Here is a 22,839-nt window from a genome sequence, read left to right as displayed (position 1 = left end):
GCCCGTGCGATATGTTTATGCAATCACTTCGGCTTTCCTGCTTGGCGGCACCGCTCTAGCACTCGCCTCGCCAAGCACCGTTGGCGCGCAGGTCGCGCAGAACGAAGATGCCCAGCTGCAGCGCGTCGTGCCACGCGCCGGTGCCCCGACAAGCTTTGCAGACCTGACCGAGCAATTGCAGCCTGCGGTAGTCAATATTTCGACGCGCCAGCGTGTCCAGGTCCAGTCAAACCCGTTCGCGGGCACGCCGTTCGAGCAGTTTTTCGGAGGCCAGAGTAATGGCGGCGCGCAGCCGCAGACGCGTGAAGGTCAGTCGCTTGGCTCGGGCTTCATCATCTCTCCCGACGGCTATATCGTCACCAACAACCATGTCGTTGCGCCTGCCGCGGATGGTGCGGTGGTCGAAGAGATCACCGTCACCATGCCCAATCGCAAGGAATACAAGGCGCGCGTTATCGGGCGCGACGCCCAGTCGGATCTCGCGGTACTCAAGATTGACGGCACCAACCTTCCGTTCGTCAAGTTCGGCGATTCGACCAAGTCGCGCGTCGGCGACTGGGTCATCACGATCGGCAATCCGCTCGGATTTGGCGGCACCGTGACGACGGGGATTGTTTCGGCGCTGTATCGCAACGTTGGCGAAAACGGCCCCGGCACCGGCGGCGCCTATTCGCGCTATATCCAGACCGACGCGGCAATCAATCGCGGCAATTCGGGTGGGCCGATGTTCGATTTGAATGGCAACGTCATCGGGATCAATTCGGCGATCATTTCGCCAACGGGTGCCAATATCGGCCTGGGCTTTGCGATCCCTGCGGATGTCGCTGCACCGATTGTCGCCAAATTGCGCAGCGGCGAGGCGATCGAGCGCGGCTATTTCGGCGTAGCGCTCGCGCCGCTCGATGATGATACTGCGGCGGCATTGGGCCTGGCCCATAATCGCGGCGAGTTCATCCAGCGCGTTGTCGACGGAGAGGCCGCGGCCAAGGCAGGCATCAAGGCGGGCGACGTCGTAGTTGCGGTCAACGGCCAGGAGGTCACGCCCGACAACAATGTCTCGTATCTTGTCGCCAATGTAACGCCAGGCACGAAAATCCCGGTCGACATCATCCGCGATGGCAAGAAGCAGCGCCTCAATGTCACGGTTGGCAAACGACCGCCCGAGGATAAGTTGCAGCAGCCCAAATTCGATCCCGACGATGACCAGGCCTATCCGAGCAAGTCGAGCGAAAACGCGACCGGACCCGACCAGGCGATCCGCCAGTCGCTCGGCCTGATCGTCGAGCCGCTGACCACCGATATTGCCCGTTCAATCGGGGTCGATACCGCGACCAAGGGCCTTGTCATCGGGCGCGTCTCAGGTGCGGCCGATGCTGCTCAAAAGGGACTGCAGCGCGGCGACGTGATCATCAGTGCCAATCGTGAACCGGTACAAACCCTGAAGGCGCTGGCGGATGCTGTTTCGCAAGCCAAGTCCGATGGGCGTTCGGCCATTCTGTTGCAGGTCACACGGCGCGGCGTTGAACCGACCTTCATTGCGGTCAGGCTCAACAACTGACGGCGCGCTGAATCGCCCGACACTTAAACGCCCGGCCAATTTGGTCGGGCGTTTTGCTGTCTGCCATGTTTGCTTTCGATTTGTGCTGGTCTACGCTTCGCCGACACGCGTGAAAGGGAACCGCAATGGACGATCGATCGGTCTTTATCGGCAGCGCTGACGGCACGCCGGTCGGTATCGCGCTCAGCCGGGCCAATCGCCACGGACTGATCGCGGGCGCCACCGGCACCGGCAAGACAGTGACCGTGCAAGTCCTCGCTGAGGGGTTCTCAAAGGCGGGCGTCCCTGTTTTCGTATCCGACGTGAAGGGCGATCTCAGCGGTATCGCGATGCCCGGCAGCGATGCCTTTGCCCATGCCGACAAGCTGAAGGACCGCGCCCGCGAGGTCGGGCTCATCGATTACGCCTATGCCGACAGCCCGACAATATTCTGGGACCTGTATGGCAAGCAGGGCCATCCGATCCGCACGACGGTCAGCGAGATGGGGCCGTTGCTGCTGGGCCAGTTGCTCAAACTCAACGACACCCAGGCCGGCGTCCTCGAAATCGCTTTCCGCTATGCCGACGATCAGGGCCTTTTGCTGATCGACTTGCCTGACCTGCGCGCGATGCTCGCCCATACCGCCGAAAATGCGGTCGAACTGAGCACGAAATACGGTAACGTCACCAAGGCGAGCGTCGGCACGATCCAGCGCGCCTTGCTCCAGCTCGAGGGCCAGGGCGGCGAGCAGTTCTTCGGCGAACCCGCGTTCGACGTCGCCGAATTCTTTCGTACCGATCCCACTGGCAAGGGGTTCGTCAACGTGTTGATGGCCGACCGGATGATGGTCGACCCCAAGCTTTATGCGACCTTCCTGCTATGGCTGATGAGCGAGTTGTTCGAGGCACTACCCGAGGTTGGTGACCCTGAAAAACCCAAGCTCGTCTTCTTCTTCGACGAGGCGCATCTGTTGTTCGACGATGCCTCGCCGGCACTGCAGGACAAGATCGAGCAGGTCGTCCGGTTGATCCGATCGAAGGGTATCGGCGTGTTCTTCATCACACAAAATCCGATCGACATTCCAGAGACCGTTGCCGGCCAATTGGGCAATCGTATTCTTCATGCGCTGCGCGCCTACACGCCGCGCGACCAGCGCGCGATCAAGGGTGCGGCCGAGACCTTCCGGATCAATCCCGACCTCGACGTCGAAACCGCGATCACCGAACTGAAGGTTGGCGAAGCCTTGGTATCGACGCTGATGGACGACGGCGCCCCGTCGCCGGTCGAACGCGTGCTGGTGCGCCCGCCCTCGTCGCGGATCGGACCGATCTCGACGGGCGAGCGCGCGATGATCGTCGGCGCGTCGCCGGTGGGCACTAACTATGACCAGCGGATCGACCGCGAGAGCGCCGCCGAGGTCATCGCTCAAAAGGCCAGTGACGCCGCCGCGACCGCCGAAGAAGTCGAAGCAAATGGCCGCGAAGAGGTCGGCAAACGCGAACGGCGGACGCCCAATATCTGGGGCAAGGCGCTCAAGCGCGCGACGGGCGCGATGACGGGGTCGGCGGCGACGATCGCGGCAGCGGCGGTAACCGGACGCAAGTCGCGGTCGAACCCGGTGCGCAATGCCGCGACCTCGGCCGCCGGTTCGATCGCCACCGATCTCGCCGGACCCTTCGCCGGCCGGTTTGTCCGCAACCTTATTGGCGGACTGATGCGCTAGGCTAGGCGTCCCTGCCCGTCACCGCTTCGCGCGGCGACGGGCCGAGAGATGGCCAGGCCTATTGTCCTGCGACCCAGGCGCGGACTTCCTGCTTGATCCGCGGACGGTCGGCGAGGCGGGTACGAATGCCGTTGATCGCCGAGTCGATGGGCTTGCGAGCCGAAGGATCGAGATTGGCCTTTGCATAGGCGTCGAGCTTGGCGATCGTCGTCTCTTCGTCGCTGCCGCTGCCAAGCTGCGCGACGAACCGCGAAGCCGCCGAGCTGTCGACCAACGCATTGACGCGGTCGAGATGCGCCAGGACGAAATCGAGCGCCAGTTCCGGGTTGCGCCGGGCAACCGCGTTGATCATACCCGCCGAAACCGTTGAACCCGGTTCGTCGGTCAATGCGAGGTCGAGTGCCCGCTGGGCGAGTGTCTTGTCCTTGGCGACGCCGAGCAACGAATAGAGCGTCGCACGCTCGACGGAGCCGGTCGCGTTCTTCGCCATTGCATGCAGCTGGCCCCATTCCGCCGACGTCGCATTATAGGCAACGAGTCCGAGCCAGGTCGACTTGAGCGATCCTGCAATTGCCGACGGATTGGTCTGGAGCGCCGCAAACAGGCGATCGCCCTCGGCCTGGATATTGCTGTCACCGACCGCGCCTAGCGCACTGATCAGACTCGGCCGCAACGTCGTATCGAGGACGGGTTCGCCCGCGCGCGGGAGGAGGCCGATCTGCCCCAACACGGGTGCGTAACGCGACTCGATCATGCTCGCGAGCTTGGCCTGGACGGCTGCGTCGCCGTCGAACATTTCGTACAACGAATAGAGCGTCCCGAGGCCTTCCGTCATCACCTTGCGATTGGCGTTTGCGGGAATTGCGGCAATGAGGTCCAGCGAGCGCCCGATCGGCTGATAACCCGCATAGGACAGCGCCAGTGAATCGTTGAGCAAGCCATATTGATCGACCGCGCCGAGCGATCCGAATGTGGCCTTCAGTCGGGCAAGCTGATCTGCAGTGTATAGCGTCCGATAATAACCGGTCTGACCCGCATTGACGAGCAGCGGGCCGCAACCCGCGACGATGACGTCGGTCGTTCGCCCGGCGGTCACCGTCATGGCTTTTGCTCCGCCGGCCGAGACGCTGACCGGGACGTGCCAGGTGAGCGGGTTGGCTGCCGCCGCCTCGCGCTTGTCACGCGAGAACTGGCCCTGGGTCAGCGGTACCTTGGTGCTACCATCGACGCATTGCGCCTTGCCGACGGTGATCAGCGGAATGCCGGGCTGCAACGTGAAGTCATGCGCGATCGTGGTTAGTCCGTTCGCACCCGCCGCCTCGACCGCGCGCCACAGGTCGTCGGTCTTGGTATTCTGATACTGATGCGTCTTCACATAGTCCTGAATGCCGCGACGCCAGACGTCGGGTCCAGCATAGCCTTCGAGCATCGAGATCACCGATTCGCCTTTCGAATAGGTAATCGAATCGAACGCCTGGTTGGTCTGTTCGACCGTCAGAATCTTCTGCACAATCGGATGGGTCGTGGCGTAGGCGTCCTGTCCCATCGCAGCCTCGCGGCTGCCAACCGCATCGATGTCTGCACCCCAATCGGGATGGAAGTGCTGCGTCGTCTTGTTCTCCATCCAGCTGGCGAAACCTTCGTTGAGCCAAAGGTCGTCCCACCAGGCCATCGTGACAAGGTCGCCAAACCACTGATGCGCCATTTCGTGAGCCTGAACCGAGAAGATCGCGTGCCGCGCGCTTTCGCTGGTGATGGCCGGGTCGTCGAGCAGGATACGTTCGAAGGTGAAGATCGCCCCCCAGTTTTCCATCGCGCCGAAGAATTGCGACTGGCCGGGGCCGCCAACGTTGTCGAGCTTTGGCAGCGGATAGGGCGTGCCGAAATAGTCGTTATAATAAGGCAGGATTTGTGCTTCGTCGTCGAGCGCCGTGCGCGCCATTTCCTCGTTGCCCTTGCTGACGACGATGCCGACCTCTGTGTTGCCTGCCATCTTGGAAATGCGTCCGAAATCACCCTTGCCGAAAAACAGCAGGTAGCTCGACATCACCGGGGTGGTTTCGAAGGTGACGCGCTTCAGGCCGTCCGCGAGCGCGGTGGTCGATTTGGCCGGCATGTTGCTGATTGCCATTTCGTCGGCGGGGACGATCGCGCTGAGGTCGAAGCTCGCCTTGTAATCGGGCTCATCCCAGCTGGGAACAAAGCGGCGCGCATCGGGTGCTTCGAACTGGGTAAACAGCGAGCGTTTATCGACCCCCTTGGTGCTCTTGTAATCGAGCGCGAACAGGCCGTTGGCCTGCGTGTTGATCTTGCCCGAATAGACCATGTCGAGAGCGTAAAGGCCCGGCGACAACGGCTGGGCAAACTGTGCATTCGCGGTTTGCGCATCGGTGTTCAAGTTGACGCGGCCCTGCTGGCTGGTGCCATCGGCGGCGGTGATCGTCGCGCTCGCGATCGCCAGATCGGCGGCGTTGAAGGTCAGCGTGTCGGTCGGCTCGGTCACGTTGAGCGTGATGCGGACCTTGCCGTCGAAGGTCAGCGCATCGGCGTGCGGCGTCACTTCGATCTTATAATTGCGCGGCACCGCATTGCGGGGCAGCTGCGTCGTCTGGCTTTTGTCGATGCTATCCGGGCTGGCGGCAAAGACGCTGGGCGCCATCGGCGCGCGCGTATTGAGGTCGCCTGCGGTGGCGGCACACCCGCCAAGCACCAGCGTGCTTGCAGCAAGGAGAAGGGCGGGACGGAAAGCACGTGTCATGAGTTTGGCTCCGGTTAGACGAACGATGATTATGCGATGAAGCTGGTCAGCCGCGGCCGCGATAGGGGGCGACCCCCTGGCCGGGTAGCCACAGACCTTCGGGCGGCTTGCCCGATTGCCAGAAGACGTCGATCGGAATGCCGCCGCGCGGATACCAATAGCCGCCGATGCGCAGCCATTGCGGGCGCATCTCGTCAAACAGGCGCTGGCCGATGCCGACGGTGCAATCCTCGTGGAAGGCGGCGTGGTTGCGGAAGCTGCCGAGGAACAGCTTGAGCGATTTCGATTCGACGATCGTTTCGCCGGGCGCATAATCGATGACGAGATGCGCGAAATCGGGTTGCCCCGTCACCGGGCATAAAGAGGTGAATTCGGGCGCTGCAAAACGGACGAGATACAGCGCATCAGGCCGCGGATTGGGGACGTAATCGAGTTCGGCGGCGTCGGGCGATGCGGGCAGTCCGCTTGCCTGGCCAAGATGTTTGGGGGTCATGACGTGCTTTTAACCCGAGCAGGGGCGCCTGTCATCGGCGGAACCGCAAGGGCCTGCCGGGGGTTGGTCGAGAAACACACAGGAGAATCCCATGACCGATGACACCAGCCGCAAGGACGGATTGAACAACGACCCGCAAAACGACCGCCGCGATTCGGAAGCGCCTGAGGGCGTGAACACCAGCCAGCGCCACGAGGATGCGCAGGCGCAAAGCGTCGCCGATGACGCGCTCGCGGCGCACAAGGCCGAAAAGGCCGCCGAAGAAAGTCGCCAAAAGCGTAAATAACGGTGTGATCCCGGATCAATTCGGCTCCTGTCAGAACGGGTTGAGCGTATAGCCGCGCTGTTGCAGCAGGGCATGTGCGGTCATCGCCGATAGCGCCATCTTTACGCCGGGCAACAGGTCGCCATTGTGAACGTCCTGCGCGGCAGCGCTTTGCCCGCAGACGTAGATCTCGACGCCGACCGCCTGAAGCGCGGCGACCAGGTCGGCATTGGGATTTTTCGCACCATCATATTTCGCGCCGTAGCGTTCGGCATTGGTGACATCGAACACCGCCGGACCGTGGACGACGACCGCAGCGTGGACGTTGGCAAGCGGCATGCCGGCAGCGACGTGCATGTTGACGAAGCGCGCCACCGATTCGAGCGTGCGGTTGAGCGTCCCGGCCTTCCCTTCGGTGGCATCGAAGCTGTGGAGCAAGACAGTGCCTTCGGGGATCGCCATCTCGATATCGACATCGGCGATCTTGCCATAGCCGGGAATTGCGGTGCCGGGGTGGAAGGCGGCCATCGGGTCGGGGTCGTCTGCAGCGGCGACCGGACCGAGCGGCAGTGCGACGGCGGCGGCGAGGGACAGAAGGAAACGGCTGGTCATGATGGGGCCTTTCGCTGGCATGGCAGAAAACGACTTGCGGTCTCCCACCATGACACGACGCGCAGTCGGGCGAAAGCGCGGAGCGAGCGGTAGCGTCGGCAGCCTGGCCCGGCCGCGCTAGCCAGTGTGGCAGGCGGGACAGCAATAGGCGCAGCCGTTCGATTGCGGGTAGAGGCGCTTCGCCTCGACCAGCGCACCGTGGCAGCCGGGGTGGACGCCAAGATCCTTTCGGTTGCGCGTATCGGGCATGTGGCCGCAGCCGTCGGTCGTGTTGTGGACTTCGTGGTCGCCGTTTGCCTGCGCGTTCTTGTTGACGATGAAACGGGGCATCGCAGTCTCCTTCGCGCGCCAGCGTAATGCGACGACTCGGCAGGCTGCACGCGTGATCGCGTCCATATTGGCGCCGATCGCGGCGGCACCGGCGCCCTTGCGCGGCGGGACGTGCACGGGCAGGTTGGCGCCCGGCGGGAACATCCGCAACGGGACAGGATGGCGAGATGGGCGAACGCAATTTCATGAAGCGGCTGTTGCGCGGCGCGGTGGTGCTGTGGGCGGTGTATTTCCTTGTGCTAGGCGTGCGCGGCCTGATCGACCCGGGGGTCTATGCCGATAACCTGGGGGTCAGCCTGGACGGCGTGTTCGGCGCGAGCACGATCCGCGGCGACCTTTCCGCATTCTTCATCGTCGCGAGCGTGTTCGCGCTGCTCGGCGCGCTGCCGTTCCGCGACGGGCGGCGGCGGCGGCACGACTGGCTGCTGGTGCCCGCCAGCCTGTTCGCGGTCGCGCTGGCGGGGCGCGGCATCGCGTTGCCGGGCGGCGGGGCGAGCGACCCGGGCATTTCGATGGCGATGATCGCCGAGGCGGTCTCGGTCGTCCTGCTGCTGGTGACGTGGCGGGTGCTGGGGCGCACGCGGCGGTAAGTCGCCAGCCCGCCAAAGTCGCGACAAGTTCATGGGGTTCACACCGTCCAGGGACGGGTTCACACTGTGACCCTGAAGGCGCAAGCGGCCGCGCTGCCCCGACCAGCCGGACGGTCGCAAAGTTCGCGATAGGGTGCGCGCGCAATCGCCTCCGCACGCGAGGCGCCGATACGCGCGATGCGCCGTGCGTCGGCAAGATGATCGGGGTCGCCATGATCGCGGCAGGCTAAGCGGGTCGTAATGGGTAGGACAGCGCGGCGTGGCGGCGGCGATCCTATTGGCAAGGCGTGCGTCCTATCGGCCACGGGGTTTCGCCCAAAGTGGTGTTTTGGGCGAGTTTGGCGGGTGGGGTGAGGATGGCGTACCCCGGCGCAGGCCGGGGTCCAGCTTGTGACGGTCACCGCCGGGCAAATCGGGTCGATCGATCGGGACGCTAAGCGTCGAGCCGTTGGCTTGCGGGTCGAGGCGGTGCCCTGGGGTGGAGGTCTGGAGATGGGCCCCTGCCTGCGCAGGGGCACGGCGGGTATTGGCGGAAAGCTAGCACGAGAAGCTGCGCGACGTGACGCGCGGGGGTGTCTCGCTGGGCGACGTGCTGATCGCCGAGGGGTTGGCGCGGCCCTATGCGGGCGGGCGGCGGCCATGGTGCTAGGGGTTTCGCCCAAAGTGGTACTTTGGGCGATAAAGACGTGGAAGGAGCAGAAAATGGAAGGCCGCTTTTGGGTTTACGAAAATTGGGTTCGGAACAAGGCGATTGTACACCACGCCCACTGCGGAAGTTGCAACGACGGCCGGGGGTTACATGGGTCACGGACTACGAAGAGTAGCACTTGGCACGGCCCATTCGATGACTCGCGATCGGCTCTACAAAAGGCAAAATCGTGCGGCAAGGAACGGACAGAAGGCTGTAAACATTGCTCGCCGCTGTAGGCGCTAAGTCGTCACTTTTGTGTCATGGTACTCGACGACCCGACGGCACAGGTCGATAAAGTCATTATGCGATAAGTCGTTCTTGGCGTCGTTGGTGCGCCAAGCGCAGATGACGAAATCGTATTGCCCGTCGTTGCCGGGAACATGATCGGCGGTAGGCAGAAGGCCGAGCGTCGACTTGTATTCGCTCCGGCCAGCTTTCGACGCTTCGTTGCAATATGTACCAATCAGCCCCCAGTCGAGTTGCTCGCCGGTGTAGTGGTCGCGGCCTTTCGAGTGGGTGACTGCGGAATGGATTAGCTCACGATATTTCGCGCCAGAAACGAGATAATCGCAACGTCTCCTGTCCCGTTTCACATGAGCGGCTGCCTTCCGATGCAACCATCGACCGTAAACGTCTTGCGAAACGACGCCGTTAAGAAACGGCGGAACTGTAAACTTTTGGCTCATTATCACCGATAATCTCGTGTGGTTGAAAACGGTTTTATGGCCTTAACCTCAATCGCTATTGCGCAGACGCCATTCCACCTATGCGGGGCAAGATTTGCAGTGCAGGCACACCATCAGGATGCGCAGCATCCCCTTTGGTATAACCTGTCTCCTGAGGAGAAAATATGCAGGCCGCTGCATGGCTAAGTACTATATCTGAACTCGCAGCATCCGAGGTTGCCTCGGCCAAAGCTGTAAACGTAGCTAGGGCATTTTGCCGATGGCGGTTTATGATTTCATTATGCTTGTGAGACAAAAAGTTACGTGCGCATAATAGAACACTATATGCGATCACACCAAATATCAAAACTTTGCTTATACCGAGTTGTATAGCGCCATAGGGGCCGGCCATAGTTCCAGGTATATTATGAATGAAAATCGAGGCAAAAGCATAAACAACCAAGACGACAGATGATAAAATAGTTCGCTTAAGCCATATTTGGGACTCGTCGTGGTGCTTATCCGCCTCGTTCTTAAAGTGAATGGCCTGTTTACTAACCCCTTGCTCCGCCGCTGCCGAACGCACCTCGGCTAATATAGCATCGGCCGTATCTTTTTGTCCTTTAAGTGCGCTGACCAAAGAATTGGCTTGATCTTTTGCTGCTTGAGTAGCTGCGCGTGCATCGCGCTCTAATGCGGAAAAGTCTTGGGCTCTCGCGGTAGAAAAAGCTATCAGTGGCGATAACTGATTGAAAACATGCTGGTATTGAGTAGTTAACTTTGAGATTAGTGCCGTTTGCGCATCGGAGACAGAAGGCTGAGCACTTTCAACGTCAAAGTTTTCAAATTCTCCAAAAATATTATAGACAGTATTGGCTGTGTCCCTGACCAAATTTAATTGCTGGGTTGGGAAGTATTCGAGATGACTTGCCGAAAGAACCTCAAACAGCGAAATTAATCTTTTTGCCGGACCTACGGCAGCCGAAAAAGCATATTTACCCAGTTCATCTCGACGGACTAGTTTCTGAGGGTCGTAATTCTGGACGCGCTCTAAAGCATTCTCTGCTTCCGAAAGGGAATCGTCCTGATTATCGACCATTTATCTCACTCCACCCCAGCAAACATGTCCTTGCCTTCATCGGCCTGCGTCGCGGTGTCGCCGCTCGCGTCGTCGATCGCGACCTTGCCCTTCTTGCGTTGGTCGAAGCTGGTCCAGACCTGGCCCCAGTCGCCGCGCGTTGCCGCTTTCGAATATTCGGTCGCGCGGGTTTCGAAGAAGTTGGCGTGCTCGACGCCGTTGAGCAGCGGGGCGAGCCACGGCAGCGGGTGTTCGTCGATCATGTAGATCGGCTGGAAGCCCAGCTGCCCCAGCCGCCAGTCGGCGATGTAGCGGATGTACTTCTTGATTTCCTTGGCGGTCATGCCGGGGACGGGGCCGTCCTGGAAGGCGAGGTCGATGAACGCGTCCTCCAATCGCACGGTCTTCTGGCAGCAGTCGATGATGTCGTTCTTGACCGACTTGGTCAGGCAGCCGCGCTCGGCGCAGAAGGCGTGGAACAGCTTGATGATGCCTTCGCAGTGCAGGCTCTCGTCGCGGACCGACCAGCTGACGATCTGTCCCATGCCCTTCATCTTGTTGAAGCGCGGGAAGTTCATCAGCATCGCGAAGCTGGCGAACAGTTGCAGCCCCTCGGTGAAGCCGCCGAACATCGCGAGCGTCTTGGCGATATCCTCGTCGGTGTCGACGCCGAATTCGTTGAGGTAATCGTGCTTGGCCGACATTTCCTCGTACTCGAGGAACATGCCGTATTCGCTCTCAGGCATGCCGATCGTGTCGAGCAGGTGCGAATAGGCGGCGATGTGGACCGTCTCCATGTTGGAGAACGAGGTCAGCATCATCTTGATCTCGGTCGGTTTGAACACGCGGCCGTATTTGTCGTGATAGCAGTTCTGCACCTCGACATCGGCCTGGGTGAAGAAGCGGAAGATCTGCGTCAGCAGGTTGCGCTCGTGGTCGCTGAGCTTCTGCGCCCAGTCGCGGCAATCCTCGCCCAGAGGCACTTCCTCTGGCATCCAGTGGATCTGCTGCTGGCGCTTCCAGAAGTCATAGGCCCAGGGATATTCGAAGGGCTTGTACTGGGTGCGGGCTTCTAACAGGGACATGGCGAACCTTCCGGACTTTTACGAGGTATGGAGCGAATGGGGGGCGTGGTACGTTGAACCAGTGAACCCCCCAGAAGGAGAATGATGATGAGCGATCACGACCACAGCAACATCAAGGAAGACATGAACATTGTCGGCGCCGACGGCGTCCATCTCGGTACCGTCGACCATCTCGACGGCGAGCGGATCAAGATGACCAAGACCGACAGTCCGTCGACGCAGGGCGGCAAGGGCGCCAAGCATCACTATATCCCCGCCGGCCTCGTCGCGAGCGTCGATGGCGACACGGTGCGGCTGAGCGCGACCGCGGCGAACGCCTACGACCTGTTCGAGACCGCCGACAAAACCAGGGGCTAACGACCGAACGGCGTTCGCTTTGGCGGCGTCGAAGTTAGAGGCGAGCGCGGTGGTCATTGATCGATGATCACCGTCTCGCGCTCTGGCTGTGCGTTCGTGCGGATCGTGCGCGTGCGATAGACGGTGCGCGTCTTCCTCGCGCCGACGCCGAACACGACGATGCCGAGGAAATAGCCGAAATCGTACCAGCCGCCGTCATTGGGTACGGCGTACACCGCGACATTGTCGATAAACAGGCTGAGCACCCAGGCGACCGGGAAGATGAAGCCGTGCCACAGGCCGAGCAGGAAGCCCGGACCGCTCGCGACGACCGCGTCGGCGCGCTGCGTGGCGCAGGCGGAGAGGAGGAGCGGTAAAAAGACGGCAAGGCGTTTGTAGCTCATTGGCCTTCTCCCCCTGTGGGAGAAGGATAGGCAGACTTGCGAGCTTGCTCGCTAGTCGCACTTGGATGAGGGGTCAGTGCGCGACCGAGCGCCTCAAGTACGCCGTCGAGATTGTCGATCACGTCGTGGTTAGAAAAGCGCAGGACGCGATAGCCTTCGTGCTCAAGATAGAGCGTGCGGGCGGCGTCGTAACCAGCAGCTTCGCCATGCTGGCCACCATCGACTTCGATCACCAGTTTCGCGCCATGCGAAGCGAAATCGGCGAAATAGCGGCCAAGCGGCACCTGGCGCCGGAATTTGGCGCGCGGCAGCTTTTCCCGCAGCACACGCCACAGGATGGTCTCCGCTTCAGTAGCAGTGCGGCGCAGCTTGCGTGCGCGGGGAATGGCGTTCGATGGCAATCGGTCGCGCTTCATCGCCTTACCCCTCACCCAGCTGCGACTAGGCAGGCGAGCTGCCAAGTCTGCGCATCCCTCTCCCACAAGGGGAGAGGGAAGAATGGCGCATCGGCTTACTGGCACGCTAAGCATTCGTCGTAATCCGTGGTCTCGCCGATCGCGAAGACGGGGGGATTGGCGGTGTTGTCCGCCTCTACGCCGCCGCGGCTTTCCTCGGTGCTGACCGCGTCGGTGTGGTTGGCGAAGCCGGCGCGCTGGACGCTCTTCGAGCGCAGGTAATAGAGCGACTTGATGCCCAGCTCCCACGCGCGGAAGTGGAGCATGAGCAGGTCCCATTTCTCGACATCGGCGGGGATGAAGAGGTTCAGCGACTGCGCCTGATCGATATACGGCGTGCGGTCGGCGGCGAGTTCGAGCAGCCAGCGCTGGTCGATCTCGAAGCTGGTCTTGAAGGTGTCCTTTTCCTCTTGCGTGAGGAAGTCGAGATGCTGGACGCTGCCGCCGCGTTCGAGGATCGAGTTCCACACGTTGGCCGAATCCTTCGACTTTTCGCGCAGCAGTTTCTCGAGATGCGGGTTCTTGATCGAGACCGAACCCGACAGCGTCTTGTGCGTGTAGATGTTCGCCGGGATCGGCTCGATGCACGCACTGGCGCCGCCGCAGATGATGCTGATCGACGCGGTCGGCGCGATCGCCATCTTGCACGAAAAACGCTCCATCACACCGACATCGGCGGCATCGGGGCACGGCCCGCGTTCGTGCGCGAGCATCATGCTGGCTTCGGACGCCTTCGAGTGGATGTGCTTGAAGATCTTGAGGTTCCACGACTTGGCCATCGCGCTCTCGAAGCCGAGGCCGCGCGCCTGGAGGAAGCTGTGATAGCCCATCACGCCGAGGCCGACCGAGCGCTCACGCTCGGCTGAGTACTTGGCGCGCGCCATCTCGTCGGGGGCGCGGTCGATATAGTCCTGCAGGACATTGTCGAGGAAGCGCATGATGTCCTCGATGAACTGCGGCTCGCCGTTCCACTGATCCCAGGTTTCGAGATTGAGCGACGACAGGCAGCAGACCGCGGTGCGATCGTTGCCGAGATGGTCGACGCCGGTCGGCAGCGTGATCTCGCTGCACAGGTTCGAGGTCGATACCTTGAGGCCGAGGTCGCGGTGATGCTTGGGCATCATCCGGTTCACCTGGTCGGAGAACACGATGTACGGCTCACCGGTGGCAAGCCGCGTCTCGACGAGCTTCTGGAACAGCGAGCGCGCATCGACGGTGGCGCGGACGCTGCCGTCCTTGGGCGATTTCAGGTCGAACTCGGCGCCCGCACGGACGGCTTCCATGAACTCGTCGGTGACGAGGACGCCGTGGTGGAGGTTGAGCGCTTTCCTGTTGAAGTCGCCCGAGGGCTTGCGGATCTCGAGGAACTCCTCGATCTCGGGATGCGAGATGTCGAGATAGACCGCCGCCGAGCCGCGCCGCAGCGAGCCCTGCGAGATTGCCAGCGTGAGGCTGTCCATGACGCGGACGAAGGGAATGATGCCGCTGGTCTTGCCGTTGAGGCCGACCGGCTCGCCGATGCCGCGGACATTGCCCCAATAGGTGCCGATGCCGCCGCCGCGCGATGCGAGCCAGACATTCTCGTTCCACGTGTTGACGATGCCGTCGAGGCTGTCCGAGACCGAGTTCAAATAGCACGAGATCGGCAGGCCGCGACCGGTGCCGCCGTTCGACAGGACGGGCGTGGCGGGCATGAACCACAGCTTCGAGATATAGTCGTAGAGCCGCTGGGCATGCGGTTCATCGTCGGCATAGGCCGCCGCGACGCGGGCGAACAGGTCCTGGTACGATTCGCCCGGGAGCAGATAGCGATCCTTGAGCGTGTCCTTGCCGAAATCGGTGAGCAGGTCGTCGCGGTTCGAATCGGTCGTCACGGCAAAGCGGCGATCGTCGACCTGCTTCGAATCCTTCGATTCGCCCGCGGCCTTCTTCGCTGCCGGCTTTTTCGCAGGCGCCTTGGCGGGCGCAGCGGCGGATGCTGGGGCGGGCGCGCGGGCGCTCGCAGCGCTCTCGATCGCGTCGTTCTCCAGCGTATCGCTCGTGCTATCCATATCGCTCCGCTCCGTGTCCCTGAAATCCATGTCGCCCGCTCCGTATGTTCACTATTCGTTCGATTCGGAAGGGCGAAATCCCTCCCTAACATTTTTGGGGTCGCTGCGGGGGAAAAACTCGTCTTTCATCCACAGATTACTATCGCCGATATGCCCATTCTCAAGGCGCAGGTCGGGAGCCCGCGGAAAATCCACGTTCCGGCTCCACCACTACGTCTAGGGGTGCCCCCCGGCGACGACCCACCATGGATAGTGCCACATCGAATCTGAGATGCAAGGCGGTAAATTTCGCCTTAACCCGTTTCGGCACAGCGGACCGTGAGAACAAAGCGAGTCTGCACGCAACGCAAAGCCGCCTCTGCGGCGGGCTTGCCGGGGGGCGTTGCAGGCCTGCATCGGGGGGTGAAATTTTTTTGTCATAAAGACGCAATTGCCATCGCCCCGACAGCGGCTAGAATCGCCACTCGATAAATTGGCGAAGGAACAGGTTTCATGATCAACATCATCTCGACAATCATTGTCGGATTCGTCGTCGGCCTGCTCGCGCGCTTTTTCTATCCCGGCGCGGTCGACATGGGATTCTGGCTGACGACGCTGCTCGGCATCGGCGGATCGCTGCTTGCCGGCCTGGTGACCGCGTCGCGGCGTTCGGGCGGGATCGGCGGCGGGTTCAACCGCGCGGGCTTCTTCGCCTCGCTATTGGGCGCGATCGTGCTGATCCTGTTGGGGCGGATCCTTCTTTAGACGGCATAGCCAGGTCCGGCATGCTTCACCCAAGCGGGCGGTCCGCCCTGCCGGGCCGGTCATGGCCGAAGCGGGCTAATTCCGTTCGAAAGCAATAAATCCTTCGATGCGTTGCGCGACCTCTTCGTCATGACCGAGCCAAATGTGTCCGCCATCGGGAAATATGGTGAGGTCCGCATGAGGCACCATGGTGGCGATTGTGCGTGCCGTGGTGGCGGTATTGAATCGGTCGTCTTCCGCCGAGATCAGGAGCAGTGGCATCCTAAGCTGGGCGAAATCCAATTTCGCGGGTTGCCCAGCCTGCCGGGCATCGTTCAACATTCCGTCGGTTCGCGCGTGGATCGGCATCATGTCCGACGCAATGGCGAACGCCCTCCGGCGCTCGCTTGGGCTGACGTTCGGCAGCAGCTTCGGGTCGGTGGCCAAGAGCGTACCGATGATGCGTTCGGGCGCCGCTTCAAGCGCCGACCAGTAAAGCAGATCGGAGGTGAGCAGCGCCCGGACCGCGCTCTCTTGCAACCTGCCCATTTCGACGGGATCGCTGCCGGTGACATTCGCGACCGGCACAAGCAGGACCAGCGCCGAGCAACGATCGGGATGCCGTAGCGCGAAGGCCGATGCCGACAAGGCTCCGGCGGAGCCACCCACCACGGGAAGTCGATCGATCCCGAGATGATCCAGCAACACGGCAAACGCATCGGCCTGATGAGCGAGCGAGGGGTCGGCCGGAAAGTCGCTCCGCAAATAGCCGAAGCGCGACGGTGCGACGATGCGATGTCCGCGCTGCCGCAGAGCATACGCAAACCGCAGCCCCTGATCGAAGCCGCCGCCTGTGCCGTGGATCATCATCAGCGGATCGCCCGAACCGGCCACGGCATATTCGAGCGCGCCAAACGCAGTCATGATGATCCGGCTTCTATCCGAAATGCGACGTTCTGCCGTGGCGAGGTCGCGCCTGAAGCTGGACCATATAAAGCCGCTGCCCAGCAAAATGGTGCTGCCGGCCCCCAGCAACACTCGCCGGCGGGTTAGCCTGGGCATGTCCGCCCCTGCCTGCAGACAAATAACGGGAGGAGCGCGGCGATCAGCTGAGCGGACATGCCGAGCAATCCTGCCGGCGTCGTCAACGCAGCCCATTGTTCGGTTGCGGTCCGCGCGAAGAGCGCCGAGCCGAGCAGCATTTCGCCTGTCATCAACAGTGTCAGAAACCACCCGACCATTGCCCAGCGGATCGCAATCGCGCGCCGAACCTGCCAATATTGGACCGACCACCGGCAGGTGTAATAGGCCGCGATGAGCATCAAGGGCAGTTCGGCGAATGTCGCCCCGAGAGGCCCTAAGCGCGGCGCTACGAAAACCACCCGGATCGTTCCCAAGACGAAGCCCAAGGCAAACAGCGCCAAGAAAAAAATGTCGCAGCTTTCAGCGCGGGCTTCAAACCAACTCCTGACCGGCACGGTTGAGGCTATCGATTACCAGAAAAGCGAGGCGGACGACAGTTGCGAACGCGATCGGCGCACGGCGAAGGATTTGGCGCAGGGCGTGTCATTGCATCAATGAACGGGGTCGGCGACACGCCCAACGCGAAGAAAACGCGGCGATGGCGAGGGGCCGACATGCGCGGCAAGTTGCTGGCGATTAGGCCCAAGGTGCCTATATCGGGGGCATGACGCTGTCGCTGATCTTCATCTTCTTCGCCGGAATCGCCAATTTCGCGATGCACCGCGCGCTGATCGAGAGCCGCGACCCGATCATCCAGGCGTCGGTCATGCCCGTGCAGCGCGCGATGGGGCGCTATACCAGCTATGCCTTCGAATTCGTCCTGCTGCTGATGGCGATGCTGTTCAGCCAGAGCTGGCCGATCGCGATGCTGCTGCTCTACGGGCTCTACACGATGGTCAATGGCATCGTCTTTGCCCTGCTGACCAATCGGCGGCGCTGACATTCATCAATGGAACCGGGGCGATAGCGGCGGGTTGATGATCGTGTCATCTGCACAGGAACCGCCCGATGTCGTTCACCCAACTCGATCCCCCGATCCCCCTGCACGTCCTTGAGCGCGGCGACGGCCTCGCCTTTGGCGTGATCGATTACGGGCCCGAGCATAACCTGATCTGGGTCACCGCGATCGACGCGACGGGCGAGATCTGGTGCGCGCCCAATCCCAAGGTGCGGATGCAGACCAACTGGTCGATGGGGCGCAAGGTGCCGCGTCAGCCGGGCGCGGGCGACGCCCCCGGCGAAGGCAATGTGACGCCGATCGCTTCGGGGAGTTGATCGCGCACGGACGATTGGCGGCATTGCCCGCGCGGCGCGCCATGCTATCGCGGGCACCCAACCAGCGGCGGGATAGTTTCGAATGCGGATGATCAGCGCGGTGGCGCGATGGACTGGCACGATCGTGCTGTGGATAGTTGTTGCGCTGCTGCTGACGGTGACGATCGTCCCGCGCTTCCTCGACCGCGTCTATTACGAGGGTCCGCCAGACGGCAATTTCGACGGCGCGCATTTCTTCAATCCCGACGAGGGCGAAGGCGAATGGTCGGGCGACCCGACGCGTGCGGCGGTCAAGGGCGGCAGCCGCGGGCCGGGCGGGTTCCTGCTGCGCTGGATCACTGGCGCCGACCAGCGTCCGGCCTGGCCCGATCATGTCGCGGTGGCGCAGGCCAGACCGAAGGCGCTGCCGCCGGTCAAGCCCGGCGAGATGCGCGCGACCTGGATCGGCCATGCCAGCGTGCTGATCGAGACGCCGGGGCTCAACATCCTGACCGACCCGATCTGGAGCGACGTGGCGGGGCCGCTCGGTATCGGCCCGCACCGCGTCGCCGCGCCGGGGATCGCGTTCGACGACCTGCCGCGGATCGACCTGATCGTCGTTAGCCACAACCATTACGACCATATGGACATGGCGACGCTAAAGCGGCTGTGGGAGCGCGATCGGCCGGTGATCGTCACCAGCCCGGGAAACGAAGAGATTCTTGCCGCCGGGGGAGTCTCGACTGAAACCTGCAACCATTGCTTGAGGTATGACGCCCTCGTTATGGTGCTGGACTGGGGCCGTTCGGAATTTATCGCTGATCGCCTATCACGAGATACCGGTCTTTTTCCGAGGGAATTAGACGTCAAGGTCACCGTCACGCGCAACCATCACTGGTCGAGCCGCTGGGGCGCCGATCGCAATCGCGCCCTGTGGTCGAGCTTCGTCATCGACACACCGTCGGGCAGCGTCTTCTTCGCCGGCGATACCGGGCCGGGCGACATGCGCTGGCCCGACGAGGCGAGGCGGCGGGCAGCGGGGCCGATCCGGCTCGCGATCATTCCGATCGGCGCATTCCGCTTTGCCCCGGGGCAGATGTGGTCGGGATCGCATGTCGGGCCCAAGCACGCGGTCGAGGCGTTCGAGCGGCTCGGCGCGACGACCGGGCTGCCGATCCACTGGGGAACCTTCCGCCTGTCGTGGGAGGGGTATGATACGCCGCCGAAGATGCTCGCGCTCGAGGCGCAGTGCGCCGGGCTGCCCGCCGACCGGTTCGCCGCGCATCGCATCGGGGCGTCGTTCATGGTGCCGGCTGCCGCGCGATCCCAAAGCGATGTGCGCGGGCCAAAGCCGCGCTGCGACCAGGCGGCAATCGACGCCTTGCCCTAGGACCTGGCGGTCTCGTCCTTGCCCATGAAGGTCTTGGCGAGACCGTTGTAGAGCTTCTCGCGGCAGACCAGCGCGCTGGCGCGGTCGGCGATCAGCGCGGTCGCCATCAGCGGCAGCATCAGCCCGCGTGCGGCGGTCGTCTCGGTCAGGATGAACACCGCGGTCAGCGGCGCGCGGACGACGCCGGTGAAATAGGCGACCATGCCGAGGACGACGATCGCGCTGACCGGCTGGCCGGGGAACAGCCAGGTGAGGATATTGCCGAAGCCTGCACCGGTCGCGAGGCTGGGAGCGAAGATGCCGCCGGGAAGTCCTGCGATCGCGGTCGCCAGCGTGGTGGCGAACTTGGCCGGGCCGAACCACCAGGGCGACGCGCCGCCTTCGATCATCATCCGCGCGGCATCATAACCGGTGCCCCAGGTCAGATTGGTCGCGATGCCGAGTGCGGCGACGATCAGGCCGCAGATCCCGGCGGTCAGGACCGGGGTGCTCTTTGCCGCACACATCAGCCGCGTCGTACCCTGCGCCGAGGCGAGGACGAGCCGCGCGAACCAGCCGCCGGTGAGTCCGCCGAGCACGCCCGCAACCGGCGCGATGACGATCACCGAAACAAAGTCGACCCGGCTCGAGACGACGCCGAAATAGACATAGTCGCCGCCGATGCCGAGCGCGACCGCGCCCGAGATCAGGATCGCGGTCATGACGAGCAGCGCCATCCGCTGCTCATAGGCGGCGGCGAGCTCCTCGATGGCAAAGGCGATGCCGGCGAGCGGGGTGTTGAACGCGGCGGCGACACCCGCCGCGCCGCCCGCGATGATCACCGAGGCGCGCAGCGGCAGGCGCAACAACCGGTGCCACGCGGCCATCACCGCGGCGGCGATCTGGACTGTCGGCCCCTCGCGCCCGGTCGATGCGCCGACGAGCAAGCCGGCGAGCGTCAGCACGCCCTTGGTGAGCGCGGTCGGTAGCGACAGCGCTCTGCGGACCGCCGCATCGGGATCGTTGCGCGCGGCGATGACTTGCGGAATGCCCGACCCGCGCGAGTCGGGGCTGAAGCGCAAGGTCGCCCAGACGATTCCGGCATAGCCGAGCGGGGTGACCAGCAGCGGCAGCAGCGGCCAGAGGAGAATCGTGCGATGGAACAGACGCGTCGCATGGTCGGACAGGCTGGCAAAGCCGAGCGCGACGAGCCCGACCGAAATCGCGCCGCCGACGATCGCGAGCCGCCGACGGAAGATCGCCGAGGTCGGCCCGTGCAGCCGCATCGCGGCGCGCATGCGATAGCGCGTCCAGCGTTTCATGCGGCGGTGGGGCGAGTCGGGCGGGGCACAGCCGTCTCTTAGTCCCAAGTGCGCGCGATGCCACCCCTGTGGCGATAGGGGGGCGAGAAGATGCAATTACGACCGCAGCGAAACTGGCCAAGCATGCCACACTACGAGAGGGCGATAAGCGAACATCCGACATGTTCTTGATTTGTTCTTCAGGTTCTGTTAGGCGGGCGCGACAGGATCGATGGAGCATGCGTGTATCAGGCCGATCATCGACGCGCGTTCGACGTGTATTTGCGCACGGGCTTTTGCCCGCAACCGATAGAGCGCAAATTCAATCCGTGGCACGACCCGAGAAACGGGCGGTTTACATTTCGCAACGCGGGCAATTTTTTCGCGGGACGTTCGGTGGCGGCGTCCGGCGGCGGTGGCGCGACGGGCAGTTGGGGAAGCGGGTCCTCTGACCCGCGCGACCCGGCGAACCGCACGATCCATGTCGTCAGGAAGGGCGACACGCTCAACGCGATCGCGAAGTTGCGCAAAGGTCTGACCGCAGCGGACCTCGCCTGGATCAATCGCCTGCCGATCGATCGCCAGATCCAGATCGGTCAGCGACTTATGCTACCGACGCAAGCCTATCTCGAACGCGCGCGCGAAGCTCGGGCGACCGCGCTTGCGCTTATTTATTACTCCGCGACGCATGATGGGAAGCTGCCACCCGATCCGCGCCATCCGCCGTCGATCCCCGAGCAGGTCGCTGCGGATCGCCGTTCGATCACTGCCAATGGCTACCGATTCGACATCGATCTGATCGGGCGAACGCAACAGGCCCGCGGCGTACTCATCGCCAATCCCGATCAGAACCGATCGCGTGCCGCACAGCGCACTGCCGGCGGCCGTGATCGCTTGCCGACCGACCATGGGGGGCATTACATTGCCCGACGGTTCAACGGACCGACCGAAGCATTCAACCATTTCGCGCAGGACGCCAACTTCAACCGCAGCGGATATGCCAGGCTCGAAAACCAATGGGCGGCGGCCATTCGCGCAGGCAAGACGGTCAGGGTCGATATCCAGGCACGTTACGATGGATTGTCGCAGCGACCGACCGAGATTATCGTCTTCTTTTGGATCGATGGTCAGCGGATGCGCCAGATTTTCGAAAATCGAGCAGGGGAATGATGATGGACCGGGCGACTGAACAGTCCCTGCTGACTCAGATAGGCGGCGCGATGATGGCCGCTTTCGAGGACAGTTCATCGACCGGCTGGCTGTATGTCGAAGCGATCCCCGGGGTTATGGCGCCGACGCTTTACGAAGTAACAAAAAGCGGACTTATGGATCGGTTCATTAATGATGAACTATCCGATCTTGTGCGAAAGTTATGGTATCTCCCCGAGCCGGAAAAACGGTGGACAGAGCTGGAAATCAAGATCGTCGACCACGCGTTCGACGCCCAGTTTCGGTACGAGCCAGACGCGGAGCGCGCGTTCGCACAGTTCGGAGAACGCCGTGAGGCGCTGCTCGCCCAGCGCTTTGGCGATATGCCGGTGACCTATTTGCCGCCGCCCGACGACGCGTTTTGACCGCGATGGGTAAGCGGCAAATGTCTCTGCGGCTCACCCTTGGGGCTCGGATCGCCGTCTGCCTGGCGGCGGCTCTGTGCGGTAGCGGAGCATTGGCGCAGGATGGCGCTCCAGACGGCCTCGTCGCGCCCGACATGGCCACGCTCGAGCAAACGGGGCCAGCCTATGGGGCGATCGCGGGGTTGGCGCTCGAGGAGGCGGCGCTCGACGGCAAGCAGGACCAGGCCATCGTCTATGCCGAAGCCGATGCCGACGACGTGTCGGTTTACCTGGTGAAAGCGGTCGGCGGCGGGTTCGAACAGGTCGCGCCGAGCGACGAGCTGATCGCCGCAGTGCGCGAGGCGCGTCTGATCGAGCGCCCGTCCAGACGATGGGTGACGAGCGTGTGTCTGATCGTCGGCATGGCCTTCGACGTCACATTCGATTACGAGCCGCTCGACGCGACGATCACCCGTGACGACCGCATGCGGCTGGCCGTCGTCGCCTATCTGGGTGAGAGTCGCGAAGAATAGGCGTGGACG

26 protein-coding genes are annotated in these 22,839 nt (G+C 62.7%); 13 read left to right on the top strand and 13 right to left on the bottom strand.

Features of this window, described 5'->3' with window-relative positions; translation table 11 throughout:
* The first annotated feature begins 4 nt into the window (after positions 1–4).
* Both FSZ31_RS00325 and FSZ31_RS00320 read left to right on the top strand, forming a co-directional pair.
* Positions 5–1,558 carry a Do family serine endopeptidase gene (locus FSZ31_RS00325; protein ID WP_147121087.1) on the top strand — a complete coding sequence of 518 codons (1,554 nt, stop codon included), beginning with the start codon at positions 5–7 and terminating at the stop codon, positions 1,556–1,558.
* Positions 1,559–1,683: 125 nt separating this feature from the next.
* A complete protein-coding gene (locus FSZ31_RS00320; protein WP_147121086.1) occupies positions 1,684–3,261 on the top strand; it encodes a helicase HerA-like domain-containing protein in 1,578 nt (525 codons plus the stop codon).
* Positions 3,262–3,319: 58 nt separating this feature from the next.
* On the opposite strand, the gene FSZ31_RS00315 is transcribed toward FSZ31_RS00320, so the two are convergent.
* Together FSZ31_RS00315 and queF are read right to left on the bottom strand one after the other, a co-directional pair.
* A complete protein-coding gene (locus FSZ31_RS00315) occupies positions 3,320–6,019 on the bottom strand; it encodes a M1 family metallopeptidase (RefSeq protein WP_147121085.1) in 2,700 nt (899 codons plus the stop codon).
* 46 nt (positions 6,020–6,065) lie between these two features.
* Positions 6,066–6,512, bottom strand: a complete 447-nt coding sequence (gene queF / locus FSZ31_RS00310; RefSeq protein WP_147121084.1) for a preQ(1) synthase — start codon at positions 6,510–6,512, stop codon at positions 6,066–6,068.
* 91 nt (positions 6,513–6,603) lie between these two features.
* On the opposite strand from queF, the gene FSZ31_RS00305 reads away from it, so the two are divergent.
* Positions 6,604–6,798 (top strand): hypothetical protein, encoded by a 195-nt coding sequence (locus FSZ31_RS00305; protein ID WP_147121083.1) that lies wholly within the window; start codon positions 6,604–6,606, stop codon positions 6,796–6,798.
* Between the two features lie 30 nt (positions 6,799–6,828).
* On the opposite strand, the gene FSZ31_RS00300 is transcribed toward FSZ31_RS00305, so the two are convergent.
* Together FSZ31_RS00300 and FSZ31_RS12865 are read right to left on the bottom strand one after the other, a co-directional pair.
* Positions 6,829–7,389 (bottom strand): DsrE family protein, encoded by a 561-nt coding sequence (locus FSZ31_RS00300; RefSeq protein ID WP_147121082.1) that lies wholly within the window; start codon positions 7,387–7,389, stop codon positions 6,829–6,831.
* Between the two features lie 117 nt (positions 7,390–7,506).
* Complete coding sequence (locus FSZ31_RS12865) at positions 7,507–7,863, bottom strand: hypothetical protein (RefSeq protein ID WP_201739091.1); 357 nt, start codon at positions 7,861–7,863, stop codon at positions 7,507–7,509.
* Between the two features lie 23 nt (positions 7,864–7,886).
* Here FSZ31_RS12865 and FSZ31_RS00290 point away from each other — a divergent pair, with 23 nt between their 5' ends.
* On the top strand, positions 7,887–8,309 hold the full coding sequence (locus FSZ31_RS00290; RefSeq protein ID WP_147121081.1) for a hypothetical protein: 423 nt from the start codon (positions 7,887–7,889) through the stop codon (positions 8,307–8,309).
* A gap of 930 nt (positions 8,310–9,239) precedes the next feature.
* Here the strand turns inward: FSZ31_RS00290 and FSZ31_RS00285 are convergent.
* The 3 genes from FSZ31_RS00285 to FSZ31_RS00275 are packed head-to-tail and all read right to left on the bottom strand — an operon-like array spanning position 9,240 to position 11,828.
* Positions 9,240–9,686: a hypothetical protein gene (locus tag FSZ31_RS00285; RefSeq protein ID WP_201739090.1), complete on the bottom strand. Its 447-nt coding sequence runs from the start codon at positions 9,684–9,686 to the stop codon at positions 9,240–9,242.
* A gap of 55 nt (positions 9,687–9,741) precedes the next feature.
* Complete coding sequence (locus FSZ31_RS00280) at positions 9,742–10,764, bottom strand: hypothetical protein (protein ID WP_147121080.1); 1,023 nt, start codon at positions 10,762–10,764, stop codon at positions 9,742–9,744.
* A 5-nt stretch (positions 10,765–10,769) separates the two neighbouring features.
* Entirely contained in the window at positions 10,770–11,828 is a 1,059-nt protein-coding gene (locus FSZ31_RS00275; protein WP_147121079.1) for a ribonucleotide-diphosphate reductase subunit beta, read from the bottom strand.
* A gap of 87 nt (positions 11,829–11,915) precedes the next feature.
* Here FSZ31_RS00275 and FSZ31_RS00270 point away from each other — a divergent pair, with 87 nt between their 5' ends.
* On the top strand, positions 11,916–12,185 hold the full coding sequence (locus tag FSZ31_RS00270) for a DUF2171 domain-containing protein (protein ID WP_408021634.1): 270 nt from the start codon (positions 11,916–11,918) through the stop codon (positions 12,183–12,185).
* 53 nt (positions 12,186–12,238) lie between these two features.
* Here FSZ31_RS00270 and FSZ31_RS00265 read toward each other — a convergent pair whose 3' ends face one another.
* The 3 genes from FSZ31_RS00265 to FSZ31_RS00255 form a co-directional block, all read right to left on the bottom strand.
* Positions 12,239–12,568, bottom strand: a complete 330-nt coding sequence (locus FSZ31_RS00265; RefSeq protein WP_147121077.1) for a hypothetical protein — start codon at positions 12,566–12,568, stop codon at positions 12,239–12,241.
* Positions 12,565–12,984: an endonuclease domain-containing protein gene (locus FSZ31_RS00260; protein WP_147121076.1), complete on the bottom strand. Its 420-nt coding sequence runs from the start codon at positions 12,982–12,984 to the stop codon at positions 12,565–12,567. Before FSZ31_RS00260 ends, FSZ31_RS00265 begins: the two co-directional genes overlap by 4 nt.
* A gap of 95 nt (positions 12,985–13,079) precedes the next feature.
* Complete coding sequence (locus FSZ31_RS00255) at positions 13,080–15,074, bottom strand: ribonucleoside-diphosphate reductase subunit alpha (protein ID WP_408021633.1); 1,995 nt, start codon at positions 15,072–15,074, stop codon at positions 13,080–13,082.
* A gap of 492 nt (positions 15,075–15,566) precedes the next feature.
* Between FSZ31_RS00255 and FSZ31_RS00250 the strand changes: the two genes are divergently transcribed.
* Positions 15,567–15,818, top strand: coding sequence for a GlsB/YeaQ/YmgE family stress response membrane protein (locus tag FSZ31_RS00250; protein WP_147121074.1), 252 nt, complete (start codon positions 15,567–15,569; stop codon positions 15,816–15,818).
* A 75-nt stretch (positions 15,819–15,893) separates the two neighbouring features.
* Here the strand turns inward: FSZ31_RS00250 and FSZ31_RS00245 are convergent, their stop codons facing one another.
* Together FSZ31_RS00245 and FSZ31_RS12750 are read right to left on the bottom strand one after the other, a co-directional pair.
* Complete coding sequence (locus tag FSZ31_RS00245) at positions 15,894–16,859, bottom strand: alpha/beta fold hydrolase (protein WP_161595902.1); 966 nt, start codon at positions 16,857–16,859, stop codon at positions 15,894–15,896.
* Positions 16,847–17,119 carry a hypothetical protein gene (locus FSZ31_RS12750; RefSeq protein WP_161595901.1) on the bottom strand — a complete coding sequence of 91 codons (273 nt, stop codon included), beginning with the start codon at positions 17,117–17,119 and terminating at the stop codon, positions 16,847–16,849. The genes FSZ31_RS00245 and FSZ31_RS12750 overlap by 13 nt, the downstream gene beginning before the upstream one ends.
* On the opposite strand from FSZ31_RS12750, the gene FSZ31_RS00240 reads away from it, so the two are divergent.
* The 4 genes from FSZ31_RS00240 to FSZ31_RS00225 all read left to right on the top strand — a co-directional run bounded on the left by FSZ31_RS00240 (position 17,112) and on the right by FSZ31_RS00225 (position 19,464).
* Positions 17,112–17,378 (top strand): hypothetical protein, encoded by a 267-nt coding sequence (locus FSZ31_RS00240; RefSeq protein WP_147121072.1) that lies wholly within the window; start codon positions 17,112–17,114, stop codon positions 17,376–17,378. The two genes, FSZ31_RS12750 and FSZ31_RS00240, sit on opposite strands and share 8 nt — an antisense overlap.
* A 106-nt stretch (positions 17,379–17,484) precedes the next feature.
* Positions 17,485–17,760, top strand: coding sequence for a hypothetical protein (locus tag FSZ31_RS00235; protein ID WP_147121071.1), 276 nt, complete (start codon positions 17,485–17,487; stop codon positions 17,758–17,760).
* A gap of 68 nt (positions 17,761–17,828) precedes the next feature.
* A complete protein-coding gene (locus tag FSZ31_RS00230) occupies positions 17,829–18,095 on the top strand; it encodes a hypothetical protein (protein WP_236643597.1) in 267 nt (88 codons plus the stop codon).
* A gap of 82 nt (positions 18,096–18,177) precedes the next feature.
* On the top strand, positions 18,178–19,464 hold the full coding sequence (locus tag FSZ31_RS00225) for an MBL fold metallo-hydrolase (RefSeq protein ID WP_408021632.1): 1,287 nt from the start codon (positions 18,178–18,180) through the stop codon (positions 19,462–19,464).
* Here the strand turns inward: FSZ31_RS00225 and FSZ31_RS00220 are convergent.
* Positions 19,461–20,765: a chloride channel protein gene (locus tag FSZ31_RS00220; RefSeq protein ID WP_147121070.1), complete on the bottom strand. Its 1,305-nt coding sequence runs from the start codon at positions 20,763–20,765 to the stop codon at positions 19,461–19,463. The two genes, FSZ31_RS00225 and FSZ31_RS00220, sit on opposite strands and share 4 nt — an antisense overlap.
* 375 nt (positions 20,766–21,140) lie before the next feature.
* On the opposite strand from FSZ31_RS00220, the gene FSZ31_RS00215 reads away from it, so the two are divergent.
* Genes FSZ31_RS00215 through FSZ31_RS00205 form a run of 3 tightly spaced genes read left to right on the top strand, consistent with a single transcriptional unit; the run spans position 21,141 to position 22,830 of the window.
* The gene (locus FSZ31_RS00215; protein ID WP_236643596.1) at positions 21,141–21,914 is read left to right on the top strand and encodes a LysM peptidoglycan-binding domain-containing protein; all 774 of its coding nucleotides are present in this window, start codon (positions 21,141–21,143) and stop codon (positions 21,912–21,914) included.
* On the top strand, positions 21,911–22,318 hold the full coding sequence (locus FSZ31_RS00210; RefSeq protein ID WP_161595900.1) for a hypothetical protein: 408 nt from the start codon (positions 21,911–21,913) through the stop codon (positions 22,316–22,318). Before FSZ31_RS00215 ends, FSZ31_RS00210 begins: the two co-directional genes overlap by 4 nt.
* A 20-nt stretch (positions 22,319–22,338) precedes the next feature.
* Complete coding sequence (locus FSZ31_RS00205) at positions 22,339–22,830, top strand: hypothetical protein (RefSeq protein ID WP_161595899.1); 492 nt, start codon at positions 22,339–22,341, stop codon at positions 22,828–22,830.
* The last annotated feature ends 9 nt before the right edge of the window (positions 22,831–22,839 follow it).

Source organism: Flavisphingopyxis soli, assembly GCF_007995095.1.
Taxonomy (GTDB): Bacteria; Pseudomonadota; Alphaproteobacteria; order Sphingomonadales; family Sphingomonadaceae; genus Flavisphingopyxis; species Flavisphingopyxis soli.
This window is presented reverse-complemented; position numbering and strand designations above follow the sequence as displayed.